This window comes from Nonomuraea spiralis (assembly GCF_014648435.1).
GTDB lineage: Bacteria > Actinomycetota > Actinomycetes > Streptosporangiales > Streptosporangiaceae > Nonomuraea > Nonomuraea spiralis.
In genome coordinates this window covers 323,072-341,865 of record NZ_BMRC01000011.1, presented here as the reverse complement: position 1 = coordinate 341,865, position 18,794 = coordinate 323,072, and the positions used below count along the sequence as shown (strand labels likewise).

Genomic DNA, 18,794 nt, shown 5'->3' with positions numbered 1-18,794 from the left:
GATGAGCGTACGCGTCAGGAACACGTCGGCGGCCGAGGCGCCGCCGCCACCCCCGGCCAGGGCCGACGGCACGCCGTACGCCTACGAGGTCATCGACGGCTGGTGGCGGATCTACGGCGACGAGCCCGCCGAACTGATCACGGAGCTGATCCCCGGCTATGCCGGCACCCTGGAGGACAGGGAACGTTACGCGCTCGCCGCCGCGGCGCGGCTGCAGGCCGTGCTGGCGGCGGCAGGACGGTTCGGCGACTGCACGGACGGAGAGCGTGAGGTGATCCTGGCCGACCGCGCGCGGATGCCCCTCGTCGAGCACTGGACCGCGGCCGTGCCGCTCGTGCTCGTCACCACGCTCTGCCCGCCGCCGAGGCCCACCGGGGAGATCGTCTGGATCGACCCCACGGACGACCTCTCCTTGTTGTCGAGCCTCGGGCAGGCGGGGTTCGTCCAGGTGAGCGGCGCATGAGCACGCTCAAGGTGGTCGTCATCGCCTCCGGCACGGTCATCGGCAGGGTGACGCGGGCCGGGGACCAGGTGGAGTACAGCTCGGCCGACGTCCGGTCGTTGATCGAGTCGATGGCCGCCGCGCGGGAGTGGAGCCCGGCCGAGGCGTTCGACGGGTTGCGCGGCTGGAGCGACGGCTACGTGGAGATCGTTCCGGAGATCTCGGTGGCCAGGGTCTTCGACGGGGTCAGGGACGGCGTGCCGTACTTCCTGACCGACCGTCCGCGGGTGCGGGACCCGCGGCTGGTCGCCTACCTGAGGGCCGGCGCGGCCGTTCTCTCCACGGCGAATCTCGACCTCGATCGGCTCGACCCGGCGCGCGGCGCGGTGGTGCCGCTCAGCTTCCGGACCGACGGCACCTGGGTCTGGACGGACACCGTCACCTACTACCTGGAGGAGCACGGCATCCGGCCGGACGAGGAGCTCTGCGCGCACATCGCGGCACAGGACCACCGATGTCCGGCGGTGAGCCAGGCCGTCGCCGAACGCACGCTGCGGGAGCTGCGCCGGTCCTCTGCGGGTTAGCCGATTTTGCCGGAGACGGCGTCGCCCGCGTCGTTGCCCCAGACGTCGTCGTCCTCGTGCAGCCAGGTGCTGTTCTCCTTCTCCTCCTCCTCGCCGGCCGCCCCCGCACCGCCCATCGGCATGAACGGGAAGCCGCTGCCGCTCGCGGACGCGGATCTGGCGTTGAGCGGGAGGGCGCCGACGCCGGTCATGGTGCCGCCGACACCGTTGCCGGTGCCGTTGCCCGCGGGCGGGATGTTCCCGTTCGGGAAGGAGGTGGAGGTGTTCGGGTTCCAGCCGGCCGGGCGCTGGAAGTCCTCCAGGGTGGTCGAGCCGGAGGTGTCCGGCAGGCCGCCCGTGCCCGGCAGGCCGGCGCCGGTGTCCGGGCCGGTGCCGCCGCCGGGGTACGCGGCGCGGTCGGCGCCGTCGGGATCCCTGCCACCGGGGGTGCCGGTGCCGGGGTAGGTCCCGCCGGGGTCGGTGCCCGTGCCGGAACCGTCCGGGGTGCTCCCGTCCGGGTAGCCGTCCGAGCTGAGGGTGTCGCCGGGCAGGTCGGGCGTGGACGTGTCGTCGGGCGAGGTGTCGTCGACGGCGTCGAAGTCGTCGCCCTGGAAGTCGTCGTCGGGACGGGTGAAGGAATCCGGATCGATGTCGTCGCCCCCGGTGTCGTCAGGCGTCTCCACCGGGGGGCTCGGAGCCGTCGGTTCCTTGAGGTCGGGCACGACCTTGTGGATGCTGAACGGCCACTGCTCGTAGACCTTGAGCAGGTCGTTGTTGAGCAGCCGGAGATGCTGGCCGGCCAGCTCGTCCGAGGAGCCCCACTCGTACCCGGCGTTCATCGTCCTGTACCAGCCGGGGATGCTGTCGTCCCAGGTCTCGTCGTTGTCGCTCCACGCCTGGCCCTTGTGCTCCACGAAATCCCGGTGGGCCAGCAGCCGCGTGCAGAGCGCCTCCAGCGGCCGGCCCACCGCCCTGAACTTGTCCGCCAGCTCGCGGATGGTGGCGTGCAGCGTGCGCAGCGACTGCTGCGACTCCACCGACGAGGGCCCTTCCCAGATCTTGGCCATCGCGGTCGCGCCCGACACCAGGGCCTCGTTCATCGAGGTGAGTCGATCGGCGGCCGACAGGTAGGACGCCGCCGCCTGCTGGAGGGACGGCACATCGATCTCGGTGATCACTTTCTTGATGCCATCCACGCTCCGGCCGTCGTCGTCGACGGCGAAGGACGCGCCCCCGCTGGGGCGGATCGTGTGGTCACCGGACACGTCCACGGCCATCTCTAGCCCCCGTTCGCGGCGTCGGCGCGCTTGTAGTTGCCCGCGCCCGCGTCGATGAGCGCGAACGCGATCCTGAGCTTCTCGTTGACCTGCTCGTAGACCGTGGTCAACTCCTTGTGGCCCTGCATGAGCGCCGCGGCGAAGCTCTTGCCGCCGTCCCAGCGCTTCACATGTTCGAGGTGATCGGCGAACACCTGCAACGATGCGCCCTGTCCCTCCACGTCGGGCTGGGAGCCCTGACCGGGCCTCGTGGCGGTGGTTGGCCGGGCGTTCGGATCGCTGCCGTACAGTTCGGGGAATTTCGCCCAAAGGGCGCTGGCGACTTTTACCAGCTCCGCCGGAGCGTACTCGACACCGTCCCTGTCGGCGACCAGACCCGGCCAGCTCTGCTCCAAATGCCAACCATTGTCGGTTGGTGCCATGACAGCCTCCCGCATGTGGTTGATCAAGAAGCCTACTAGGCGGCCATGCCGTATAAAAGCGTGATATCCATCATCATTAAGTTTCTTTCGCAACCTGCGTAACATTGTCCGTCATGCAGACCCGAAAGGATCTCTACCAGGCGCACAAACTGATGACCCAGCGCCTGGGTCTGGCGCTGCTGCAGGGCGAGCCCGATCTGCCCGAGTCCCCCATGCGGCGGTACAACGTGGCGACCTTCGCCGGCATCATCCTGCTGGTGCTGATCACGGCCGGGTTCGGGATCTGGGGCATGCTCAGCCCAGGAGGGGCCACCAAGCTCAAGGAGGCGGGCCAACTCCTCGTGGAGGAGGAGACCGGCGCCTCCTACGTCTACAACCAGAGCGACGGCAAGCTCCAGCCGGTGGAGAACTACGTCTCCGCCAGGCTCCTGCTGGACAGCCAGGAGATCAAGGTCCGTACGGTGTCGGCCGAGTCGCTGGCCGGCTTCGCACGGGGGCAGAAGGTCGGCATCTCGGGCGCGCCCGACTCGCTGCCGAAGCCCCAGAAGCTGGTCAGATCTCCGTGGACGGTCTGCGTGGTCGAACAGCAGGACGCGACAGGGGTGCGGCGTCCGTACGTCACACTGCTGGGCGGGATCGACGTCGGCGGCACGCCGGTGGGCACCGACGCGCTGCTCGTCGACGACGGGCAGCAGAACTGGGTGTTGTGGAACAACTACCGCATGCTGGTCAGCAGCCCACGCCGGCTCACCGACCAGACGCCGCGCCGCGTACCGATCTCCTGGGTGAACTCCATCCCCGCGGGTCCGGACTTCGCCGCACCGGCGATCGCGCAGCGCGGCAAGCGGGTGCCGGGCCCCGGCGGCCCGCCCGCGCGGGTGGGGCAGGTCTTCACGCTGGCCGCCGTGCCCGGCGTGCCGGAACGCTGGTACGTGCTGCTCGCCGACGGCCTCACGCCCCTCACCCACACACAGGCGACGCTCCTGCTCCAGGACCCGGACACCAAGATCGCCTACGGCGGCGGCCGGGTACGCCCGATCGCCGTGGACGCCGCCACCGTCAACGCCGCCAAGATGTCGGCCCTGCGCGTCCTGGGCGGCGGGCTGCCGGTCACCATGCCGCGCTTCCGCGCCCCGGCGGCGGACGCGCCCTTGTGCGCGGTGTACGCCGACACGCTCAAGGGCTCGGTCCGGGCACGGCTGACGACCGGGGCGACGCTGGCCATCCCGAAGCCGCCGAGCAGCGGCAACCCCGACCGCGTCGACCAGGTGCTGCTGCCTCCCGGCGGCGCGGCGCTGGCCGGCCAGCTCTCGGGCGAAGGCCAGACCGACGCCATCCACGAGTACTCCCTCATCACCGACGAGGGCAAACGGTTCCGGCTGGCCTCCCCCGACCTCGTCGGCACGCTGGGCTACGACGCCGCCCAGGTGGCGCCGGTGCCCGCGCATCTGCTGCGGCTCATCCCGGAGGGCCCGCTCCTGGACCCCGCCGCCGCGCGGAAGCCCGTCGCGGAGACGTCGTCCGAACGCCTCCCCCGCCGGTCCTGAAGCCCGTCCGCTCAGGTGCGGGGGAGACCGCCCTGCGTGTCCAGCTTGGGCATCAGCGAGTGGCTCTCCACGCTGTACTCGAGCGCGGTGTTGCTGAACTCCGGCAGGTCGCCGGACTTCAGGGTGTCGAGCTCGTTCGGTATGCCCTTCATCGTGGGGAACGCCTTCCCGCTGGACTCGGACATCTGGACGGCCTGGTAGAACAGGGTGCCGAGGAGGGTGACCGCGATGCCGTGCTTGATCAGCACCTTCCTCCCGGCGCTGACGGCGGCCTTGCCGACCTTGAGGTCGAGCACGTAGGCGAACGGGACATAGCGTTTCACGGCGAGCATCGCCAGGGCGTATGTCAGCATCATGCCGGCGATGCTCACGAAGGTGAGCCCCCCTATGTAGTACAACTTCGCGCTCTGGTCGACCGCCTCGCCGGTGGCGTTCCGTGTCGACCTGAGCGTGGCCAGGGACTTGGTGAACTCCGCGTAGGCCTCGTCGAACTTCTCGCGTGCCGTGCCCTCCCAGGTGGTCCCCGTGCCCGTGACCGTGGCCTGCAGTTGCTTGAGCTGCTCCTCAAGCGCGGCCAGTTCGGAGGTCGTCCCGCCGTTGTCGGTGGTGCGCCAGGTCTTGGACGACCCCGACATGCGCCCCGGATCGGAGATCATGATCCCGATCATGCTCACTATGTAAAAGGCCCAGGGACGCCTGATCAGGACCGCCGCGCCAGAAGCGGTGGCGGCCGCCTTGTAGTACAGGCCCTTGCCCGACTCGTAGCTCATCTACGCCTCCTTGCCGATGATCTCGGGGGCGATGTCCTCGTCGTCCTCCCAGACGCCTTCGTCCTCCGACAGCAGCGAGCCTTCCTGCCGGTCGCGTTCGTCGAGGCCGTTGCCCGAGCCGGCCGTCGGCATCATGGGCATCATCGGCATGCCGCTGCCCATCCCCCCGGCCCCGGACGTGCCCATGCCGGGAACCCTCGGACCGGCGGCGGCGCCACCGCCCGAGCCCGCGCCGTTGCCGGTCGGCGACCCCCATGTGGTCCCCGGCCGGGTGCTCAGGTCGGTCAGGTTCGGGTTCGGCGTCCCGTTCAGGGCCCTGGGGTCGTACGACGACAGGCCGGTCGTGTCCTGCGGCGAGTTGATCGCCGAGTCGATGTCGGGGACCTTCATGTTCGGATCACCGGCGCCGGACAGGCCGGAGTCCGGCCGGTCGATCCCCGGCAGATCGCTGCCGGGAAGGTCGCTCCCGGGCCGGTCGCCGTTCGGCAGGTCGCCGTTGGGCGGCTCCGTGCCGGGCAGGTCGGTGTCAGGCCGGTCCGGGACGGGCAGGTCGGCGTCCGGAAGGTCGCCACCGGGCGGGTCCGCGTCCGGCATGTTCAGCTCCGGCGATTCGGGCATCTTCGGGGTCGGCACTCCGCCGCCGGTCGGGTCGTACTCCTCGTCCTTGCGGTACAGGCCGGCGTTCGCCTCCTCGGCCGCGTGGTAGTTGGCGTCGGCCGCCTTCAGCGCGGCCTGCCAGCTCTGCAGCGCCTTCTTGCCTCGCTCCAGGGCGGTGGACTGGGCCGCGATCGCCCTGTCATGGGCCTTGGTGAGTCCGTAGCCGATCACGCCGAAACCGGGGAAGGGCACCCCCATGTGGCCGGACTTGGCCCGCAGTGTGTCGATGATCGCCGTCTGTCCGTTGATCTGGCCGCTCGCCGCGTTGAGCGCGCCGTCCGTGAAGGAGATGCCCGACGACGGCAGCGGCACCTGGGTGCTCATCGGGATGCCGTACTGGCCGTAGGGCTGCTGCCCGGTCGGCTGCGCGCCTGCGCCGTTGGGCTGTTGCCCGGTCGGCTGCGCGCCGGCGCCGTTCTTCTGCTGGTCGCTCACCTGATCACCGGATCCGTCACGTCATGGTTGCCGTTCCAGGCCGACCTGTCCTCCGACAGGTAGGTGGTGCGCTCCAGGTCTCCGCCCGCGTCCCCGACAGGGCCCGCGCCGCCCGTCATCGGCAGGAACGGCGTGCCGGACAGGCCCGCCGCACTGCCGCCGCGCATCGCCCCGAGTCGCCCGCCGGGTGTGTACGCGCTGTTCGGCGAACCGATCACCGATGGTACGGGCTGGTTCGTGGCGACCGGCGCCACGGTCGTGTTGGGGGTCGCCACGAGAGGTGGGCGCTCGCCGATCGTGGGCTGGTAGGCCGAGCCCTCGGTCCGGACCGGGTCGGCCCCCGGAGTGGCGTCGTCGAGTTCGGTCCGGTCCTGAGCGCCGATCACCGGCGGGGTGGTGCCGTCCTCCGTGCCCGTGCCCGTGCCTGTGCCGGTGTTGCCGGCCTGGTCGCCGGGTTGTCGTCCGGGTGTGTCCCCGCCGGCGGGCTGGTCGCCGCCTGCGGGCTGATCGCCCGGGGGTGTCCCCGGAGCGGCGTCGTCCTCGCCACCTGGGGGGACCTGGTCCTGCGTGCCGTCCGGCGCGCCCGGGTCACCGGCGCCGGTCGTGCTCCGCTCGCCCGTGCCCGTCCCGGCCGGGTCGCCCGCGCCGGTCGTGGGACCGTCGCTCCCGCCCGTCCCGCCGTAGGCGACGCTCGTCGTGGCGAGCGGGCCCCCCGGGACCGTGACGGCCGGCAGCTCATAGGTGATGTTGTACGGGACCGAGCCGAGATGCAGGTCGCGGATCTTCTCGTTGAGCTTCCGCAGCGCCGCCTGCGCCCGCATGTTCTCCAGCAGGGCGACGGCGTTGGCCTCGTCGTCACCCTGCCGGTCGAGCCCGTACAGCGCCCGGTGGACCCGTACGACCTCCTGGACGTCCGGGTCGTTCTTGTCCAGTTTGATGCCTTCGACCTCGGCGACGGCCACGGGGATGGAGGCGGCGTAGCCCTCCAGGCTGCGGCCCATCTCCGCGAGCTTGCGCGCCAGCTCGTTGCCGGTGGCGTACAGGAGCTCAAGCGCGATGCGGGCCCGGTCGGCGTCCGGCCCCTTCCAGATGGTGAGGATCCGGCCCGCGTGGTCCTCGATCCCGACGACCGCGTTGAGGACCGCCTCGGCCGTGCTGACGTACATGGATCCGGCCAGTTTGACCAGGTCCGGCTGTGACGTCGCCAGCAGGCGCTGGATCTCCGCCTTCGGATGGACCTCCGTCTGGCCGGAGGGGACCTGGTCGCCCCAGATGACGAGCGTCTCGCGCTTCGAGCCGGCCATGGTCACCCGCCCTCGTTCCGGGTGTCCGCCTCGGCGTGGTTTCCGGCGCTCGCCTCGATCGCGTCGATGACGCTCTTGTACGCCTTCACGAACTCGGCGTAGACCTGGCCGAACTTCTGCCCCGCGCCGTCCCGGCCCGCGGTCGAGCCGAACGCCTTGGCGTCGATCCACTCGCCGAACTGGGCGGCGCCGGGCTGGACGTCGGCCAGGGTGCGCCCGCTGACGCCCGGCCTCTCCATGGCCTGCAGATTCTTCGACAGGGCCTCGGCGATCGACCGCATCACGGAGGGTTCGTGCACCCTGCCGTCGCCCTGGAACTTGTCGGCCGTGTGCGGCGGGATGCCGAGCGGGTCGGTCTGCGGTTCGGGTTCCTGGTTGCCCATCGCTTACCCCTGCGGATGCGAGTCCCCGGTCACCGCGTCGCCACGGTGACCGGGAAGAGGAGACGCGTCAGTCCGTCCAGATGGCGATGTTGCGCCGCTCGGCGGCCTCGTAGTTGCCCTTGGCGATGTTGACCGCGGTGGCGGCCTCGAAGAGCTGCCTGCCCATCGCCTGCTCGTGGGCGTTCCACTGGTCCTTCTTGGTGTTGAAGAACTGCTCGGCCTCGCCCTCCCAGCTGGTCGCCAGCTCCTTCTTGATGTCGGCGAACAGGTCGTCGGTGACCTTGTCGAGCTCGCTCACGACCTTCTTGAGCTCCTCGTACGCCTGCTCCATGCTGCCGAACTTGACGAATGTGTGATCATCGGGAACGGTCACTGGGATCTCCGTGGCGTCGGCCGGCTAGTTGCTGTTGATGACGTTGTCGATCCGGCCCGTGAGACCGTCCCTGGCCAGGGATCCCGACAGCTCCATGTTCTGGTCGGCGGCGTTCCGGTAGACCCCGGCGCCCATGTTGAGCCGGTCGTGGATGTCCTCAAGGATCTTGATCACGGCCTTGAACTCGACGTCCCACTCGTCGAGGGCGTGGCTGAACTTCTGGGCCGCGCCGCCCCGCCACCCCTGGGTGGTCAGGTCGCCCTTGATCGTCTGAACGCGCTGGCGCATGCCTTCGATGTACTGCGCGGTGTCCTGGCAGTACCCGGCAGCGTTGGTCAACTGCGTCGGACTTGCTCCGTACAGTGCCACTGGACCTCCAAGTGGACATTTCCTTGTCTCGCATGCCGGTTGGCCGACATGAATAGGGCGAACCCCTGCGAAACAACATCGACTCGCATGTTAACCACCACCCGTCCCAGCGATCACAACCGTCTGGTCGACAAGAAAAAATCTGCGCTCATTGCCAAAACATTCTGCGCTCTGCGCTGAAGACGCGGGGAATCCGGCATCACAGGATTGCCCCTCGGACAAATCGCCTTTTGACTCCTTCGGAGATGAAGAACTTGAGAATCACGAAGAGGACGGCCGGCGCGGTCATCGCGACCGTGCTCGGCACGACGGCGGTCTTCACCGCCACCACCGCCTCGGCCTCCCGCCAGGCGGCCGAGACGCCCGCCGTCGTCTGCGGCCCGGGGTACACCGTCCAGCGTCAGGCCGCGTTCGCCGGCGGCGTCGCCTACCTGCTCTACAACCCCGGCAAGCAGAACGCCTGCGCGGTGACGTTCAAGACCAAGGGCGTGGGCACGCGCAGCATGGTCTGGTCCGCGGTGGACGTGAAGGGCGCGGGCGTGGTGAAGAACGAGGAGATCACCCCTCTGCACACCGTGCCGGTCTACCACGCCGCGCCGACCGGGTCGTGGGTGAAGTTCTCCGGCGGCGTCAAGGCCGCCGACTCCGGCGGCGCGTACGAACGCATCGGCTGACCTGTACGGCTGACCGTTCACGCGGTTAGTGTTTCTGATCGTTTGGGCGGGTCGCGGGTTTGGGGGCGCGGATGGCCGAGTTCGGGAGCATCGACAGCCTTGTCAACTGGACCACGGCCGAGGACTCGGCGGCGACCGAACGTATGTCCGCCACGGTCGTCACGAGCGACGGAGACACGGGTGAGCCCGGACTGGTCGCTCCTCTGACGGCCGCCGCCGGCCTCGGACAGGCTCCGTACGTCCAGGAGGCCGAGGACGACGGCGAGCACCGGCCGGACGGCGGCGCCGTGGAGCCGGGGATCCCGGGCGACCTCGTCGAGATCTCCGGCGACGGCACCCCACCCGAGCCACACGATCCGCCCCCCACCGACCCGACGGCCTCCACCGACCCGGCGGACCCCGCCCGCGAGGACACCCAGGCCACCGAGGACGACCCGGCCCCCCAGAGCCCGCCCACCCTGGAGACCGCCCCTTCCGCCTCCACCCCCTCGGAGCCCCCCGCCGCCCCCGAGACGCCCACGACCCCCGACCGTCCCGAGGAGACCCCCGACCGTCCCGAGGAGACCCCCGACCGTCCCGAGGAGACCCCGTCGTCCGGGGAGCCGACGCCCGACCGACCGGCCGCGACCACCCCCGAGGACACCACGAAGGTTCCCGACGTCGCGAAACCCCCCACGGCCACCACCCCCAAGGCGGACGGCACCGAGGAATCTCCCAAGGAGACCGCCCCGGCGGGCGGCGGCGGCGGGATGCCGAGCGGCGGCACCCCCACCGGCGCGACCCCGGACCCCACCGCCGCCACCCCCACCACCCCCGCCGCCGCCGCGAACAAGAACGGCTCCGGCACGGAACGCCCCCAGGACCCGAAGGCGACCGCGCTGAGCAACGGCGGCGTGTCCGGCGACTGGCGCAAGGCCAGCCCGGACGCCATGGAACGGCTGGGCCAGAGCCTCGCCCCGACGCAGGCGGGCGGTACGCACACGCCGGGAGACCGGTTCAGGGCGGTGGAACGCACGGTCAGAGGCGCCACCCCCGGCTTCCCGGGCTTCGGCCTGGTCGGGAAGTTCGCCTTCGACGGCGCCTACGACGCGGCCCGCAACTCCGCCGCCGACTACCTCAAGCACGCCAAGAAGCAGCTCGGCCGCTGGCAGACCCAGCTCGACGAGGGCGCCAAGGTCATCAGGGCCGCCAACGACAAGAGCACGCCGAAGAAGTAGGAACCATGGACCATTACCGCAACGGCACGACCCTGTACACGATGGCCGTGGCCTCCTGCAACGCGGGCGCCATGCTGAAGACCAACGTGGTGCTCTCCGTCGTCTGCAAGATGTGCGCCGCGCTGATCGGCACGATGTTGTCCAGCCCCGAGGACATCCGCGGCACGGCCCAGGAGGTACGCGCCGCGACGCACGAGGTCGAGCAGGCGAAGGAGAGCGTACGGCAGCTCGTCGCCGGGGTCTCCGGCCAGGACTGGGAGCAGATGGCCCGGCCCGAGATGGAGAAGGTGGCCGAGAAGTTCACCCTTGAGGTGGCCAAGACCGGCGGCGTGTACAAGGAGCTGGCCCACACCCTCGACCAGCTCGCGAAGATGTCCCACACGGGTGCGGTGACGTCCGTCACCCTGGGCGGGTTGTTGCTGAGCCTCTCGGCCGCCGGGCACTTCTTCCCGGGCAATCCGCTGGCGGCCTCGGCGGCCGTGCGGGCGCAGGGGGCGTTCAGGCGGTTCCTGTCCAAGATGCTCGTGGTGTACGGCTCGGCCGCCGCCCTGGCCTGGCTCGCGAGCGGGCTGATGTCCGCCTTCAAGGACACGGGCATGTCGGAGGCGGTCACGCTCACCGGCAAGGACGCGCCCGCCTTCGAGCAGGTCGTCATCGCCGACCTGCCCACGCAGCGCCCGGCCTAGCTCACAACTCCAGCCGCCGCCGGATGCGGTCGAGTTCGCCCATCACGTCCTCGAACGTGCGGTTGTAAGCGGACTCCGCCTCCTTGATCTGGTTCAGCGCGGCGTCCGGGTTCCTGAGGTACGTCATGGGGTTGTCCTCGGAGTCGCCGAACGTCTCGCTCATGCTCTCGGCGACCTGCCGCTGCAGGTCGGCGGCGGCGTCGTTCAGCGCCGTCTTGATGAGGTCGGCCAGCTCGCCGGACGACAACCGCAGGCCCTTGGGGTGCAGTTGCAGCTCGCGGACGCCCTCTTGGCCGCACTCGACGGTGACCAGCCCCTGCTCGTCCTGGGCCCGTCCGACGAAGGAGTCCATCTTCTTCTGGAACTCCTCCATGCGGGCGAACTGCTGGTCGGCCCCCTTGAGCAGCTTCTCGATGTCGATGTTCGCGAAGTCTCCGAATTCCTGCACAGCCTCACTCCTCCGCTCGAAACGGCCAGCAAAGTATCAGCCCGACAACCCGCGTACCCAGGTGTAGAGCTCCAGCACGCCGGCCGCGAGCGGGAAGAGCTCGACGATCAGCAGCAGGTCGAGGATGTCCCCGGCCCGTCCCCAGAACGGCGACGGCTTGCCCGTGGCCAGCCCCCTCCCGACGCCCACCATCAGCAGGGACGCCCACAACACGCAGACCGCCACCGCCAGCGCGCCGATGACCCCGCCCTTGGAGCTGAGCGCGAAGGCCGTCATGGCGAGCCCCGCCATGCCCGGCCCGACCAGCCAGAGCCGCTGGCCGACGCCGGAGAACACGCGGGCGCGCATGATGAGCGTCAGCGAGAGCGCGACGGTCATGATGTACGCGATCAGGCCGTCGTGCAGCACCAGCAGCGCCTGGGCAACCAGCGCGGCCAGCCCGACGGCGACGATCTGCGCCGTGGCGTAACGCTGGGCGATCACGGTGCGCTCCTGGATCGCCGCCGCGTCGAGCCGCTGGTTGTCGGCGCGCAGTTCCTCGGCCGTCGTGGGCATGGCCGGCAGCGGCACCCGGGCCAGCCGGAACGACAACGTCGGCACCAGCGGGCTCAGCGCCAGCAGCACGGCGATGGCCACGGCCGCCACCCCCGCGGGGACGGTTCCGGTCAACATGACCACCGCCGCACAGACCGCGCCACAGGTCGCGGCGATGGCCGTACCGAGAAAGCCGGGAATGCCGTGCGAGATCGTCATCCCGGCGACGGCGGCGGCGAGCGCGGTGCAGGCGAACGCGGCGAGCAGATGGGGAGCGCCGATCCCGGCCAAGCCGCCGGTCCCGGCCGGGCCGCCGCTCCCTGCGGGCGTGAACAGCCCGGCCAGGAAGGCGTACGGCAGCGCCGCGTGACCGATCAGCGCGCTGGCCGTGGAGTCGCCCATGGCCCGCGACAACACGGTTCCGGCGGCGATGAGCAGCAGCGCGAGCGTTCCGAAGACGACCGTGCCGACCAGCGGGGGCAGACCGGCGAGGGCCAGGCCGACGGCCCCGAGGACCAGCAGCCCCGTGGCGCCGGCCGCGCCGAGGGCCGCGGTGTGGGCCGCCGTCCACTTGCCCGGCCCCTCGCGCACGCCGGTGGCCACGACGTCGGCGACGTCGTCGAAGATCGCGGCCGGCAGGATCGACTCGCGGGGGCGGAGGTAGAGGATCTCGGCGTCGAGCACGCCGAGCGCGCTGAGGCTCTGCTCCAGGTCGAGCGGGGAGCCGCCGAGCCGCTGCAGGGTCCATCCCGGCGACGACGTGGCGTCACCGCCCACCTCGCCGAGCATGCGCAGCAGCCCCGGCAGCACGTGCGGCAGCGGTATGTCGGCGGGCAGCGTCAGGTCGGCCTTCCTGCCGGGCCCCACGATCGTCACGTTGCACAACACCGGCAGCGGCAACGGCAGTTGCGCGAGCGCGCCCTGCTGAACCGGCCCCGACGGCGTCGGTGCGGGCGGCCCGCCGGGGTCCTCCGCGGCCGGCCGAGACTCGGGCGGCGGCGGCTTCTGAACCATCGATCCCACGGTCCACTCCGTCCCAAGAGGATCACGGACAGCACAGAACATAGCGGGTCGATTCTGGTAAGAACGTCGCGTGAGCAAAGTGGTTGTCCGGCGCCCGGAGCGTCGCCCCGGCCCCAAGCCACCTCGCGGAGAAGTCATGCTGGAGTCTCCGCCGGAGATCCCCGAGGTCCAGGGCCAGGGCTTCATGCTGGTGCTTTCGTACCTGCCCATGGTGGCCGGAGCCGCCGCGATGGCGCTGATGTTCACCTCGGGCGGCAACTCCAACCCGATCATGTACGTGGCCAGCGGCCTGTTCGCGGTCTCCATGGTCGGCATGACCATCGGCCAGATGGGACGCCAGTCGGGCGAGCGCAAACACCGCCTGAACGGCGCACGCCGCGACTACTTCCGCTATCTCGGACAGATCCGCAGGAAGGCCAGGCGCGCCGCCAAGCAGCAGCGCGAGGCCCTGGAGTGGAGCGGGCCGGAGCCGGACTCGCTGTGGTGGATCGCCATGGGCCCCCGCCTGTGGGAGCGCCGCCCCCGCGACGAGGACTTCAGCACGATCCGTCTCGGCACCGGCGTGCAGAAGCTGGCCATCCAGCTCTTCCCCCCGGACTCCAAGCCCGTCGAGGACCTGGACGCGCTCTCGTCCGGTGCGCTGCGCAGGTTCATGCGCGCCCACTCCACGCTCTCCCGGCTGCCCGTGGCCGTCGCCCTCGCCTCCTTCGCCCGGATCCGGCTCAGCGGCGACCTCGCGGCGATGCGGGATCTCGTACGGGCCGTGATCGGCCAGGTCGTCACCTTCCACTCCCCCGACGACATGCGCATCATGGTCTGCGCCGACCAGGAGCGCATGGCCCACTGGGAGTGGGTCAAGTGGCTGCCGCACGCCCTGCATCCCGACATGACCGACGCGTCCGGGCCTGTCCGCCTGATGGCCGAGAACCTGGGCGAGCTGGACCGGCTCGTCGGGGGCGACCTCAAGGAGCGGCCCAGGTTCCAGCCGGGCGCGCCCTCCGACGAGCTGCCGTACCACGTGCTGATCGTGGACGGCGGGCACATGCCGCACGACTCGCAGCTCGGCAGCGACGCCATCATGGGCGTGACCGTCATCGACCTGACCGGCTCCACCGGCGCCGTCGAGGAGGGCAACACGCTGCGGATGGAGGTCCAGCGGGACGATCTGTACATGGTGAAGGTCGACCACGCGGGCAAGGAACGCAAGACGCGTCTGGGCGCGCCGGACAGGCTCTCCTTCGTGTGGATGGAGGGGCTGGCCAGGCAGTTGTCCCCGCTCCGGGCCTCGTCCAAGAGCGGCGGCGACGGCGAGGACATGTTGTCGATCAACACGACGCTCACCGACCTGCTGGGCATCAGCGACCCGCGCGCCCTCGACCCGGCCGTCACCTGGCGGCCGCGGGCCGGCCGCAACCGGCTGCGCGTGCCGATCGGGCTCGGTGCGGACGGCCGCATGGTCGAGCTCGACATCAAGGAGTCGGCGCAGGGCGGCATGGGCCCCCACGGCCTGCTGATCGGAGCCACCGGCTCCGGAAAGTCGGAGCTGCTGCGCACGCTGGTGCTCGGGCTCGCCGTCACCCACTCCTCGGAGATCCTCAACTTCGTCCTGGTCGACTTCAAGGGCGGCGCGACCTTTCTCGGGCTCGACTCGCTCCCCCACGTCTCGGCCGTCATCACCAACCTTGAGGACGAGCTCCCGCTGGTCGACCGCATGCACGACGCGCTGCACGGCGAGATGGTACGCAGGCAGGAGCTCCTGCGGGCGACGGGCAACCACGCCTCGCTGCGCGACTACGAACGGGCCCGCGAGCAGGGCGCCGACCTGTTGCCGCTGCCCACGCTCTTCGTCGTGCTCGACGAGTTCAGTGAGCTGCTGTCCACGAAGCCGGAGTTCATCGACCTGTTCGTGATGATCGGCCGGCTCGGCCGCTCGCTCGGCGTGCACCTGCTGCTGGCCTCCCAGCGCCTGGACGAGGGCAGACTGCGGGGGCTCGACACCCATCTGTCGTACCGGATCGGCCTGCGGACGTTCTCGGCCATGGAGAGCCGGGCCGTGCTGGGTGTGGCCGACGCGTACGAGCTGCCTCCGGCGCCCGGCAACGGCTACCTCAAGTTCGAGACCACCGGCATGACCAGGTTCAAGGCCGCCTACGTCTCGGCCGCCTACCAGCCCGACCCCCGGCACCTGGTGAGCAACGGGCAGCCCGTGCCACGCGAGGTCATCGAGTACGGCCACGCCCACGCGCCGCTGCCCTCCGTCGAGACGCCGGAGGCCGAGGCGCCGGCGGAGGCGGAGGAGAGCGGCCCCCGGTCGAGCCTGCTCGACGTCGTGGTCGGCCGGCTGGAGGGACGCGGCCCCGCGGCGCACCGCATCTGGCTGCCGCCGCTGGCCGAGCCGCCGACCCTGGCCCACCTGCTGCCCGCGTTGTCGGTGACTCCGGAGCTCGGGCTGTCCACGCCGGGCTGGGACGGCAGAGGACGCCTGCACGCCGTCATCGGCATCATCGACCGGCCCTTCGACCAGCGGCGGGACCCGTACTGGCTGAACCTGTCCGGCGCGGCCGGGCACGTCGGCATCGCGGGCGGCACGCAGAGCGGCAAGAGCACCGTGCTGCGCTCGCTGATCGCCAGCATGGCGCTCACGCACACGCCCAAGGAGGTGCAGTTCTACTGCCTGGACTTCGGCGGCGGCGCCCTGGCGGCGCTGGAGGGCCTGCCGCACGTGGGCGGCGTGGCCAACCGGCAGAACGCCGACCGGGTCCGCCGTACGGTCGCCGAGATCTCGGCCCTCCTCCAGCAGCGCGAGCGGGACTTCGCCGACAAGGGCATCGACTCGATCGCCACGTACCGCAAGCGGCTGGCCGACGGCAGCGTCGAGGGCGACGGCTGGGGTGATGTGTTCCTGGTCGTGGACGGCTGGCTGACGATCCGGCAGGAGTACGAGAGCCTGGAGCAGGTGATCACCGACCTCGCCGCACGCGGGCTCGGCTACGGCATCCATGTCATGGTGACCACCAACAAGTGGTCGGAGTACCGGCCGGGCATCCGCGACCTGTTCGGCACCAGGATCGAGCTGAAGCTCGGCGACGCCTACGAGTCGGAGGTCAGCCGCAGCGCGTCGCTGGCGGTGCCCGAGGGAACGCCGGGACGCGGGCTCACCAAGGACGGCATGCACTTCCTGTCCGCCCTCCCCCGCATCGACGGGGTACGCGGCGCCGACGACCTCGCCGACGGGCTGCGTTCCCTCGTGGACGTCGTCAGCGAGTCGTGGCAGGGCCCCTCGGCCCGGCCCGTACGGCTGCTGCCGTCGCTGCTGCCCGCGGCCGGCCTGCCGGGCCCGGAGGAGACCGGCCGGAGCCGCATCGCGATCGGCATCGACGAGGCGACCCTCTCCCCGGTCACCGTCGACTTCGACGTCGACCCGCACTTCGTCGTGTTCGGCGACACCGGGTGCGGCAAGTCGAACGCGCTGAAGCTGATCATGGAGGGGCTCGTCGCGCGCCGCACGCCCAAGGAGGCCAGGCTGGTCGTGATCGACTACCGCCGCTCGCTCCTGGACACCGCGGTCACCGAGCACCGCATCGGTTACGCCGTGTCCAGCGCGGCGGCCTCCGAGCTGGTGCAGGAGGTCCGTTTCGCCCTGCTCAAGCGCCTGCCGCCGGCCGACCTGACCCCCGACCAGCTCCGTGAGCGCAGCTGGTGGAAGGGGTCGGACCTCTACATCGTGGTGGACGACTACGACCTGGTCGCCACCTCGAACAACCCCCTGCAACCGCTGGCCGAGCTGCTGCCGCAGGCCCGCGACATCGGGCTGCACCTGATCCTCGCCCGCCAGATGGGCGGCGCCTCCCGGGCCATGTACGACCACGCGGTGCAGCGGCTCAAGGAGATGGCCACCCCGGCGCTGATCATGTCGGGGAACCGCGAGGAGGGCGTGCTGTTCGGCAAGGTGAGACCGCAACCGCTCCCGCCCGGCCGGGCCTTCCATGTGGACAGAAGGTTCGGAGAGCGACTGATCCAGACAGCATCCCTTGAAGGGGAGTAAAACGGGTCTCTTCAACCTCAATGATCTCCATTATGCTCAACCTTCATGAGCCAGGGCTTGGTTGGTGTTTCCTACAAGGCGCTCGACGAGTGCAGGACGCAGATCAACATCGCGGCCAAGAAGTTCTCCGTCGACGAAATACTCAAAATCGGCCAACGGCCGCCACCCGCCGAGCAGACGGACGTCAACCTGTTCGCCAAGCTGGATGTCGCGCGCGAGCTGACCACTCAGGTGGACGCCATCTGGGTCGCCGTCCGAGTCGAGATCGACAGCGGTCAGCTCAAGCTGGAGAGCGTGGAGCGGGCGCTCGACGACGTGGAGACCAACCTCCGCAAGGCGGAGACAGCCTCGGGCGCATGAGCGACAACGCCCCGATCACGATCACCATCACCGCGCCGGACATCACCGAGCTGCCCCGCGGGCCGGAGTTGCAGGCGCTGCTCGACAAGGTGACCGGGAACCCCGCAGGCATCAGAGCCATCGCCTCGACCTGGAAAACGTGCTCGTTCCACGTCGCCGCCCAGACTTCGGCGCTCGTCAAGAACATCAACGACGTCGACAAGAAATGGGAAGGCGACTCCGCGGACGCCTTCGACCGCTACATGCGCCTTTACCCCAAGGCGGGCGACGAGTTCAACACCACCGTCCTCGCCTGTGTGGCGGCGCTCGACAACACGGCGGCGGCACTGGAGAAGGCATCCACAGAGATCCGTACGCTTTGCGACAAAACGGTTGGAAGCGCAACGACCTTCATCGGGAACTACCTGGCCAATAACCCCAAAAAGGACCAGGTCGACGCGAAACGCGCACTGTCAGAGGACGCGGGCTTCGCCAGTACGGTGAACAGCAACATCGAGCAGGCCAAGGGGCTCGTCAAGGCGGCCGAGGACGCCGCCACAACCGCCAAGAACACGCTGGCCAGCCACATCAAGCCCGGCGGCCCCGGCGAGAACGCCGGAATGGGCTTCTTGTCCGCCCTCCCCTATCCCGGCGGCGCGGACTTCGATCCCGGCGACAAGAAGGTCGTCTGGAAGACGACGCCTCAGGGCAAGACGCAGTTGTCGGGTGACAACGGCTCGGGCGGCGGCTCGGACTCCGGCGGCTCCGGGGCAGGCGGCGACTCCGGATCGGGTGGCGGCTCGGGGGCGGGTGGCGGGGCCTCGTCCGCGAAGTCCACGCCCGCGCCCAAGGCCGAGGTCGTCGAGTGGATCAAGCAGGCCCTCACCGTCATCAGATCCCCCGAAATGGCGGAAACCCTGCGCGGACGTGCCATCGACGTCAGCGACCTGGACCCGAACGACCCCCAGGACGTCCAGCGCATCTGGACGATCATCTACCACGAGTCCGGCGGCAACCCCAATTCCGTCAACACCTGGGACATCAACGCCAAGAACGGCGTCCCGTCCCAGGGCCTGATGCAGACCATCCCGCCGACGTTCAACGCGCACTCCCTGCCCGGCCACGGCAGGATCCTGGACCCGGTCGACAACATCATCGCGGGCGTCCTGTACACCTACAGCCGCTACGGCAACCTCGCCGGCCACCCCGGCATCTCCTCCCTTGAGCGAGGCGGCGGCTACCAGCCCTACTGACCGCCCGGCCCTCGCGTCCGACCGGAGGCAGCA

The 18,794-nt window shown here is 70.2% G+C and carries 19 protein-coding genes; 9 read left to right on the top strand and 10 right to left on the bottom strand.

Annotation, left to right across the window (positions count from 1 at the left end):
* Position 1: 1 nt before the first annotated feature.
* Both IEZ27_RS28020 and IEZ27_RS28015 read left to right on the top strand, forming a co-directional pair.
* Complete coding sequence (locus tag IEZ27_RS28020; protein WP_189649962.1) at positions 2-463, top strand: hypothetical protein; 462 nt, start codon at positions 2-4, stop codon at positions 461-463.
* Positions 460-1,026, top strand: a complete 567-nt coding sequence (locus tag IEZ27_RS28015; protein WP_189649961.1) for a hypothetical protein — start codon at positions 460-462, stop codon at positions 1,024-1,026. The genes IEZ27_RS28020 and IEZ27_RS28015 overlap by 4 nt, the downstream gene beginning before the upstream one ends.
* On the opposite strand, the gene IEZ27_RS28010 is transcribed toward IEZ27_RS28015, so the two are convergent.
* Entirely contained in the window at positions 1,023-2,282 is a 1,260-nt protein-coding gene (locus IEZ27_RS28010; protein WP_189649960.1) for a WXG100 family type VII secretion target, read from the bottom strand. The two genes, IEZ27_RS28015 and IEZ27_RS28010, sit on opposite strands and share 4 nt — an antisense overlap.
* 2 nt (positions 2,283-2,284) lie before the next feature.
* The gene (locus tag IEZ27_RS28005; RefSeq protein ID WP_189649959.1) at positions 2,285-2,704 is read right to left on the bottom strand and encodes a hypothetical protein; all 420 of its coding nucleotides are present in this window, start codon (positions 2,702-2,704) and stop codon (positions 2,285-2,287) included.
* A 113-nt stretch (positions 2,705-2,817) separates the two neighbouring features.
* On the opposite strand from IEZ27_RS28005, the gene eccB reads away from it, so the two are divergent.
* Positions 2,818-4,251 carry a type VII secretion protein EccB gene (eccB, locus tag IEZ27_RS28000; RefSeq protein ID WP_189649958.1) on the top strand — a complete coding sequence of 478 codons (1,434 nt, stop codon included), beginning with the start codon at positions 2,818-2,820 and terminating at the stop codon, positions 4,249-4,251.
* A gap of 11 nt (positions 4,252-4,262) precedes the next feature.
* On the opposite strand, the gene IEZ27_RS27995 is transcribed toward eccB, so the two are convergent.
* From IEZ27_RS27995 to IEZ27_RS27970, 6 genes are all read right to left on the bottom strand, one after another.
* Complete coding sequence (locus tag IEZ27_RS27995; RefSeq protein WP_189649957.1) at positions 4,263-5,021, bottom strand: WXG100 family type VII secretion target; 759 nt, start codon at positions 5,019-5,021, stop codon at positions 4,263-4,265.
* Positions 5,022-6,113: a hypothetical protein gene (locus tag IEZ27_RS27990; protein WP_189649956.1), complete on the bottom strand. Its 1,092-nt coding sequence runs from the start codon at positions 6,111-6,113 to the stop codon at positions 5,022-5,024. It lies immediately after the preceding gene.
* Entirely contained in the window at positions 6,110-7,417 is a 1,308-nt protein-coding gene (locus IEZ27_RS27985; RefSeq protein WP_189649955.1) for an ICP22 family protein, read from the bottom strand. Before IEZ27_RS27985 ends, IEZ27_RS27990 begins: the two co-directional genes overlap by 4 nt.
* A gap of 2 nt (positions 7,418-7,419) precedes the next feature.
* Complete coding sequence (locus tag IEZ27_RS27980) at positions 7,420-7,800, bottom strand: hypothetical protein (protein WP_189649954.1); 381 nt, start codon at positions 7,798-7,800, stop codon at positions 7,420-7,422.
* A 67-nt stretch (positions 7,801-7,867) separates the two neighbouring features.
* On the bottom strand, positions 7,868-8,173 hold the full coding sequence (locus IEZ27_RS27975; RefSeq protein ID WP_125631982.1) for a WXG100 family type VII secretion target: 306 nt from the start codon (positions 8,171-8,173) through the stop codon (positions 7,868-7,870).
* Between the two features lie 24 nt (positions 8,174-8,197).
* Entirely contained in the window at positions 8,198-8,512 is a 315-nt protein-coding gene (locus tag IEZ27_RS27970) for a WXG100 family type VII secretion target (RefSeq protein ID WP_185844504.1), read from the bottom strand.
* 284 nt (positions 8,513-8,796) lie between these two features.
* On the opposite strand from IEZ27_RS27970, the gene IEZ27_RS27965 reads away from it, so the two are divergent.
* From IEZ27_RS27965 to IEZ27_RS27955, 3 genes are all read left to right on the top strand, one after another.
* Positions 8,797-9,216, top strand: coding sequence for a hypothetical protein (locus IEZ27_RS27965; protein ID WP_189649953.1), 420 nt, complete (start codon positions 8,797-8,799; stop codon positions 9,214-9,216).
* Between the two features lie 71 nt (positions 9,217-9,287).
* On the top strand, positions 9,288-10,433 hold the full coding sequence (locus IEZ27_RS27960; protein ID WP_189649952.1) for a hypothetical protein: 1,146 nt from the start codon (positions 9,288-9,290) through the stop codon (positions 10,431-10,433).
* Between the two features lie 5 nt (positions 10,434-10,438).
* Positions 10,439-11,119 (top strand): hypothetical protein, encoded by a 681-nt coding sequence (locus IEZ27_RS27955; RefSeq protein ID WP_189649951.1) that lies wholly within the window; start codon positions 10,439-10,441, stop codon positions 11,117-11,119.
* A gap of 1 nt (position 11,120) precedes the next feature.
* Here IEZ27_RS27955 and IEZ27_RS27950 read toward each other — a convergent pair whose 3' ends face one another.
* The gene (locus tag IEZ27_RS27950; protein WP_189649950.1) at positions 11,121-11,567 is read right to left on the bottom strand and encodes a YbaB/EbfC family nucleoid-associated protein; all 447 of its coding nucleotides are present in this window, start codon (positions 11,565-11,567) and stop codon (positions 11,121-11,123) included.
* 36 nt (positions 11,568-11,603) lie between these two features.
* Entirely contained in the window at positions 11,604-13,115 is a 1,512-nt protein-coding gene (gene eccD, locus IEZ27_RS27945; RefSeq protein WP_229824405.1) for a type VII secretion integral membrane protein EccD, read from the bottom strand.
* A gap of 145 nt (positions 13,116-13,260) precedes the next feature.
* On the opposite strand from eccD, the gene eccCa reads away from it, so the two are divergent.
* Genes eccCa through IEZ27_RS27930 form a run of 3 tightly spaced genes read left to right on the top strand, consistent with a single transcriptional unit; the run spans position 13,261 to position 18,761 of the window.
* Positions 13,261-17,169, top strand: coding sequence for a type VII secretion protein EccCa (eccCa, locus tag IEZ27_RS27940; protein WP_229824399.1), 3,909 nt, complete (start codon positions 13,261-13,263; stop codon positions 17,167-17,169).
* 45 nt (positions 17,170-17,214) lie between these two features.
* On the top strand, positions 17,215-17,529 hold the full coding sequence (locus IEZ27_RS27935) for a hypothetical protein (RefSeq protein ID WP_189649948.1): 315 nt from the start codon (positions 17,215-17,217) through the stop codon (positions 17,527-17,529).
* Complete coding sequence (locus IEZ27_RS27930) at positions 17,526-18,761, top strand: transglycosylase SLT domain-containing protein (protein ID WP_189649947.1); 1,236 nt, start codon at positions 17,526-17,528, stop codon at positions 18,759-18,761. The genes IEZ27_RS27935 and IEZ27_RS27930 overlap by 4 nt, the downstream gene beginning before the upstream one ends.
* Positions 18,762-18,794 lie beyond the last annotated feature (33 nt).

Bases quoted from the DNA above. Each gene is read 5' to 3' on its own strand.
- IEZ27_RS28015 (WP_189649961.1), top strand. From the start codon at position 460: ATGAGCACGCTCAAGGTGGTCGTCATCGCCTCCGGCACGGTCATCGGC.
- IEZ27_RS27995 (WP_189649957.1), bottom strand. From the start codon at position 5,021: ATGAGCTACGAGTCGGGCAAGGGCCTGTACTACAAGGCGGCCGCCACC.
- IEZ27_RS27955 (WP_189649951.1), top strand. From the start codon at position 10,439: ATGGACCATTACCGCAACGGCACGACCCTGTACACGATGGCCGTGGCC.
- IEZ27_RS27935 (WP_189649948.1), top strand. From the start codon at position 17,215: ATGAGCCAGGGCTTGGTTGGTGTTTCCTACAAGGCGCTCGACGAGTGC.
- IEZ27_RS27985 (WP_189649955.1), bottom strand. From the start codon at position 7,417: ATGGCCGGCTCGAAGCGCGAGACGCTCGTCATCTGGGGCGACCAGGTC.
- eccD (WP_229824405.1), bottom strand. From the start codon at position 13,115: ATGGTTCAGAAGCCGCCGCCGCCCGAGTCTCGGCCGGCCGCGGAGGAC.
- IEZ27_RS27960 (WP_189649952.1), top strand. From the start codon at position 9,288: ATGGCCGAGTTCGGGAGCATCGACAGCCTTGTCAACTGGACCACGGCC.
- IEZ27_RS28005 (WP_189649959.1), bottom strand. From the start codon at position 2,704: ATGGCACCAACCGACAATGGTTGGCATTTGGAGCAGAGCTGGCCGGGT.
- IEZ27_RS28010 (WP_189649960.1), bottom strand. From the start codon at position 2,282: ATGGCCGTGGACGTGTCCGGTGACCACACGATCCGCCCCAGCGGGGGC.
- eccB (WP_189649958.1), top strand. From the start codon at position 2,818: ATGCAGACCCGAAAGGATCTCTACCAGGCGCACAAACTGATGACCCAG.
- eccCa (WP_229824399.1), top strand. From the start codon at position 13,261: ATGCTGGAGTCTCCGCCGGAGATCCCCGAGGTCCAGGGCCAGGGCTTC.
- IEZ27_RS27930 (WP_189649947.1), top strand. From the start codon at position 17,526: ATGAGCGACAACGCCCCGATCACGATCACCATCACCGCGCCGGACATC.
- IEZ27_RS28020 (WP_189649962.1), top strand. From the start codon at position 2: ATGAGCGTACGCGTCAGGAACACGTCGGCGGCCGAGGCGCCGCCGCCA.
- IEZ27_RS27980 (WP_189649954.1), bottom strand. From the start codon at position 7,800: ATGGGCAACCAGGAACCCGAACCGCAGACCGACCCGCTCGGCATCCCG.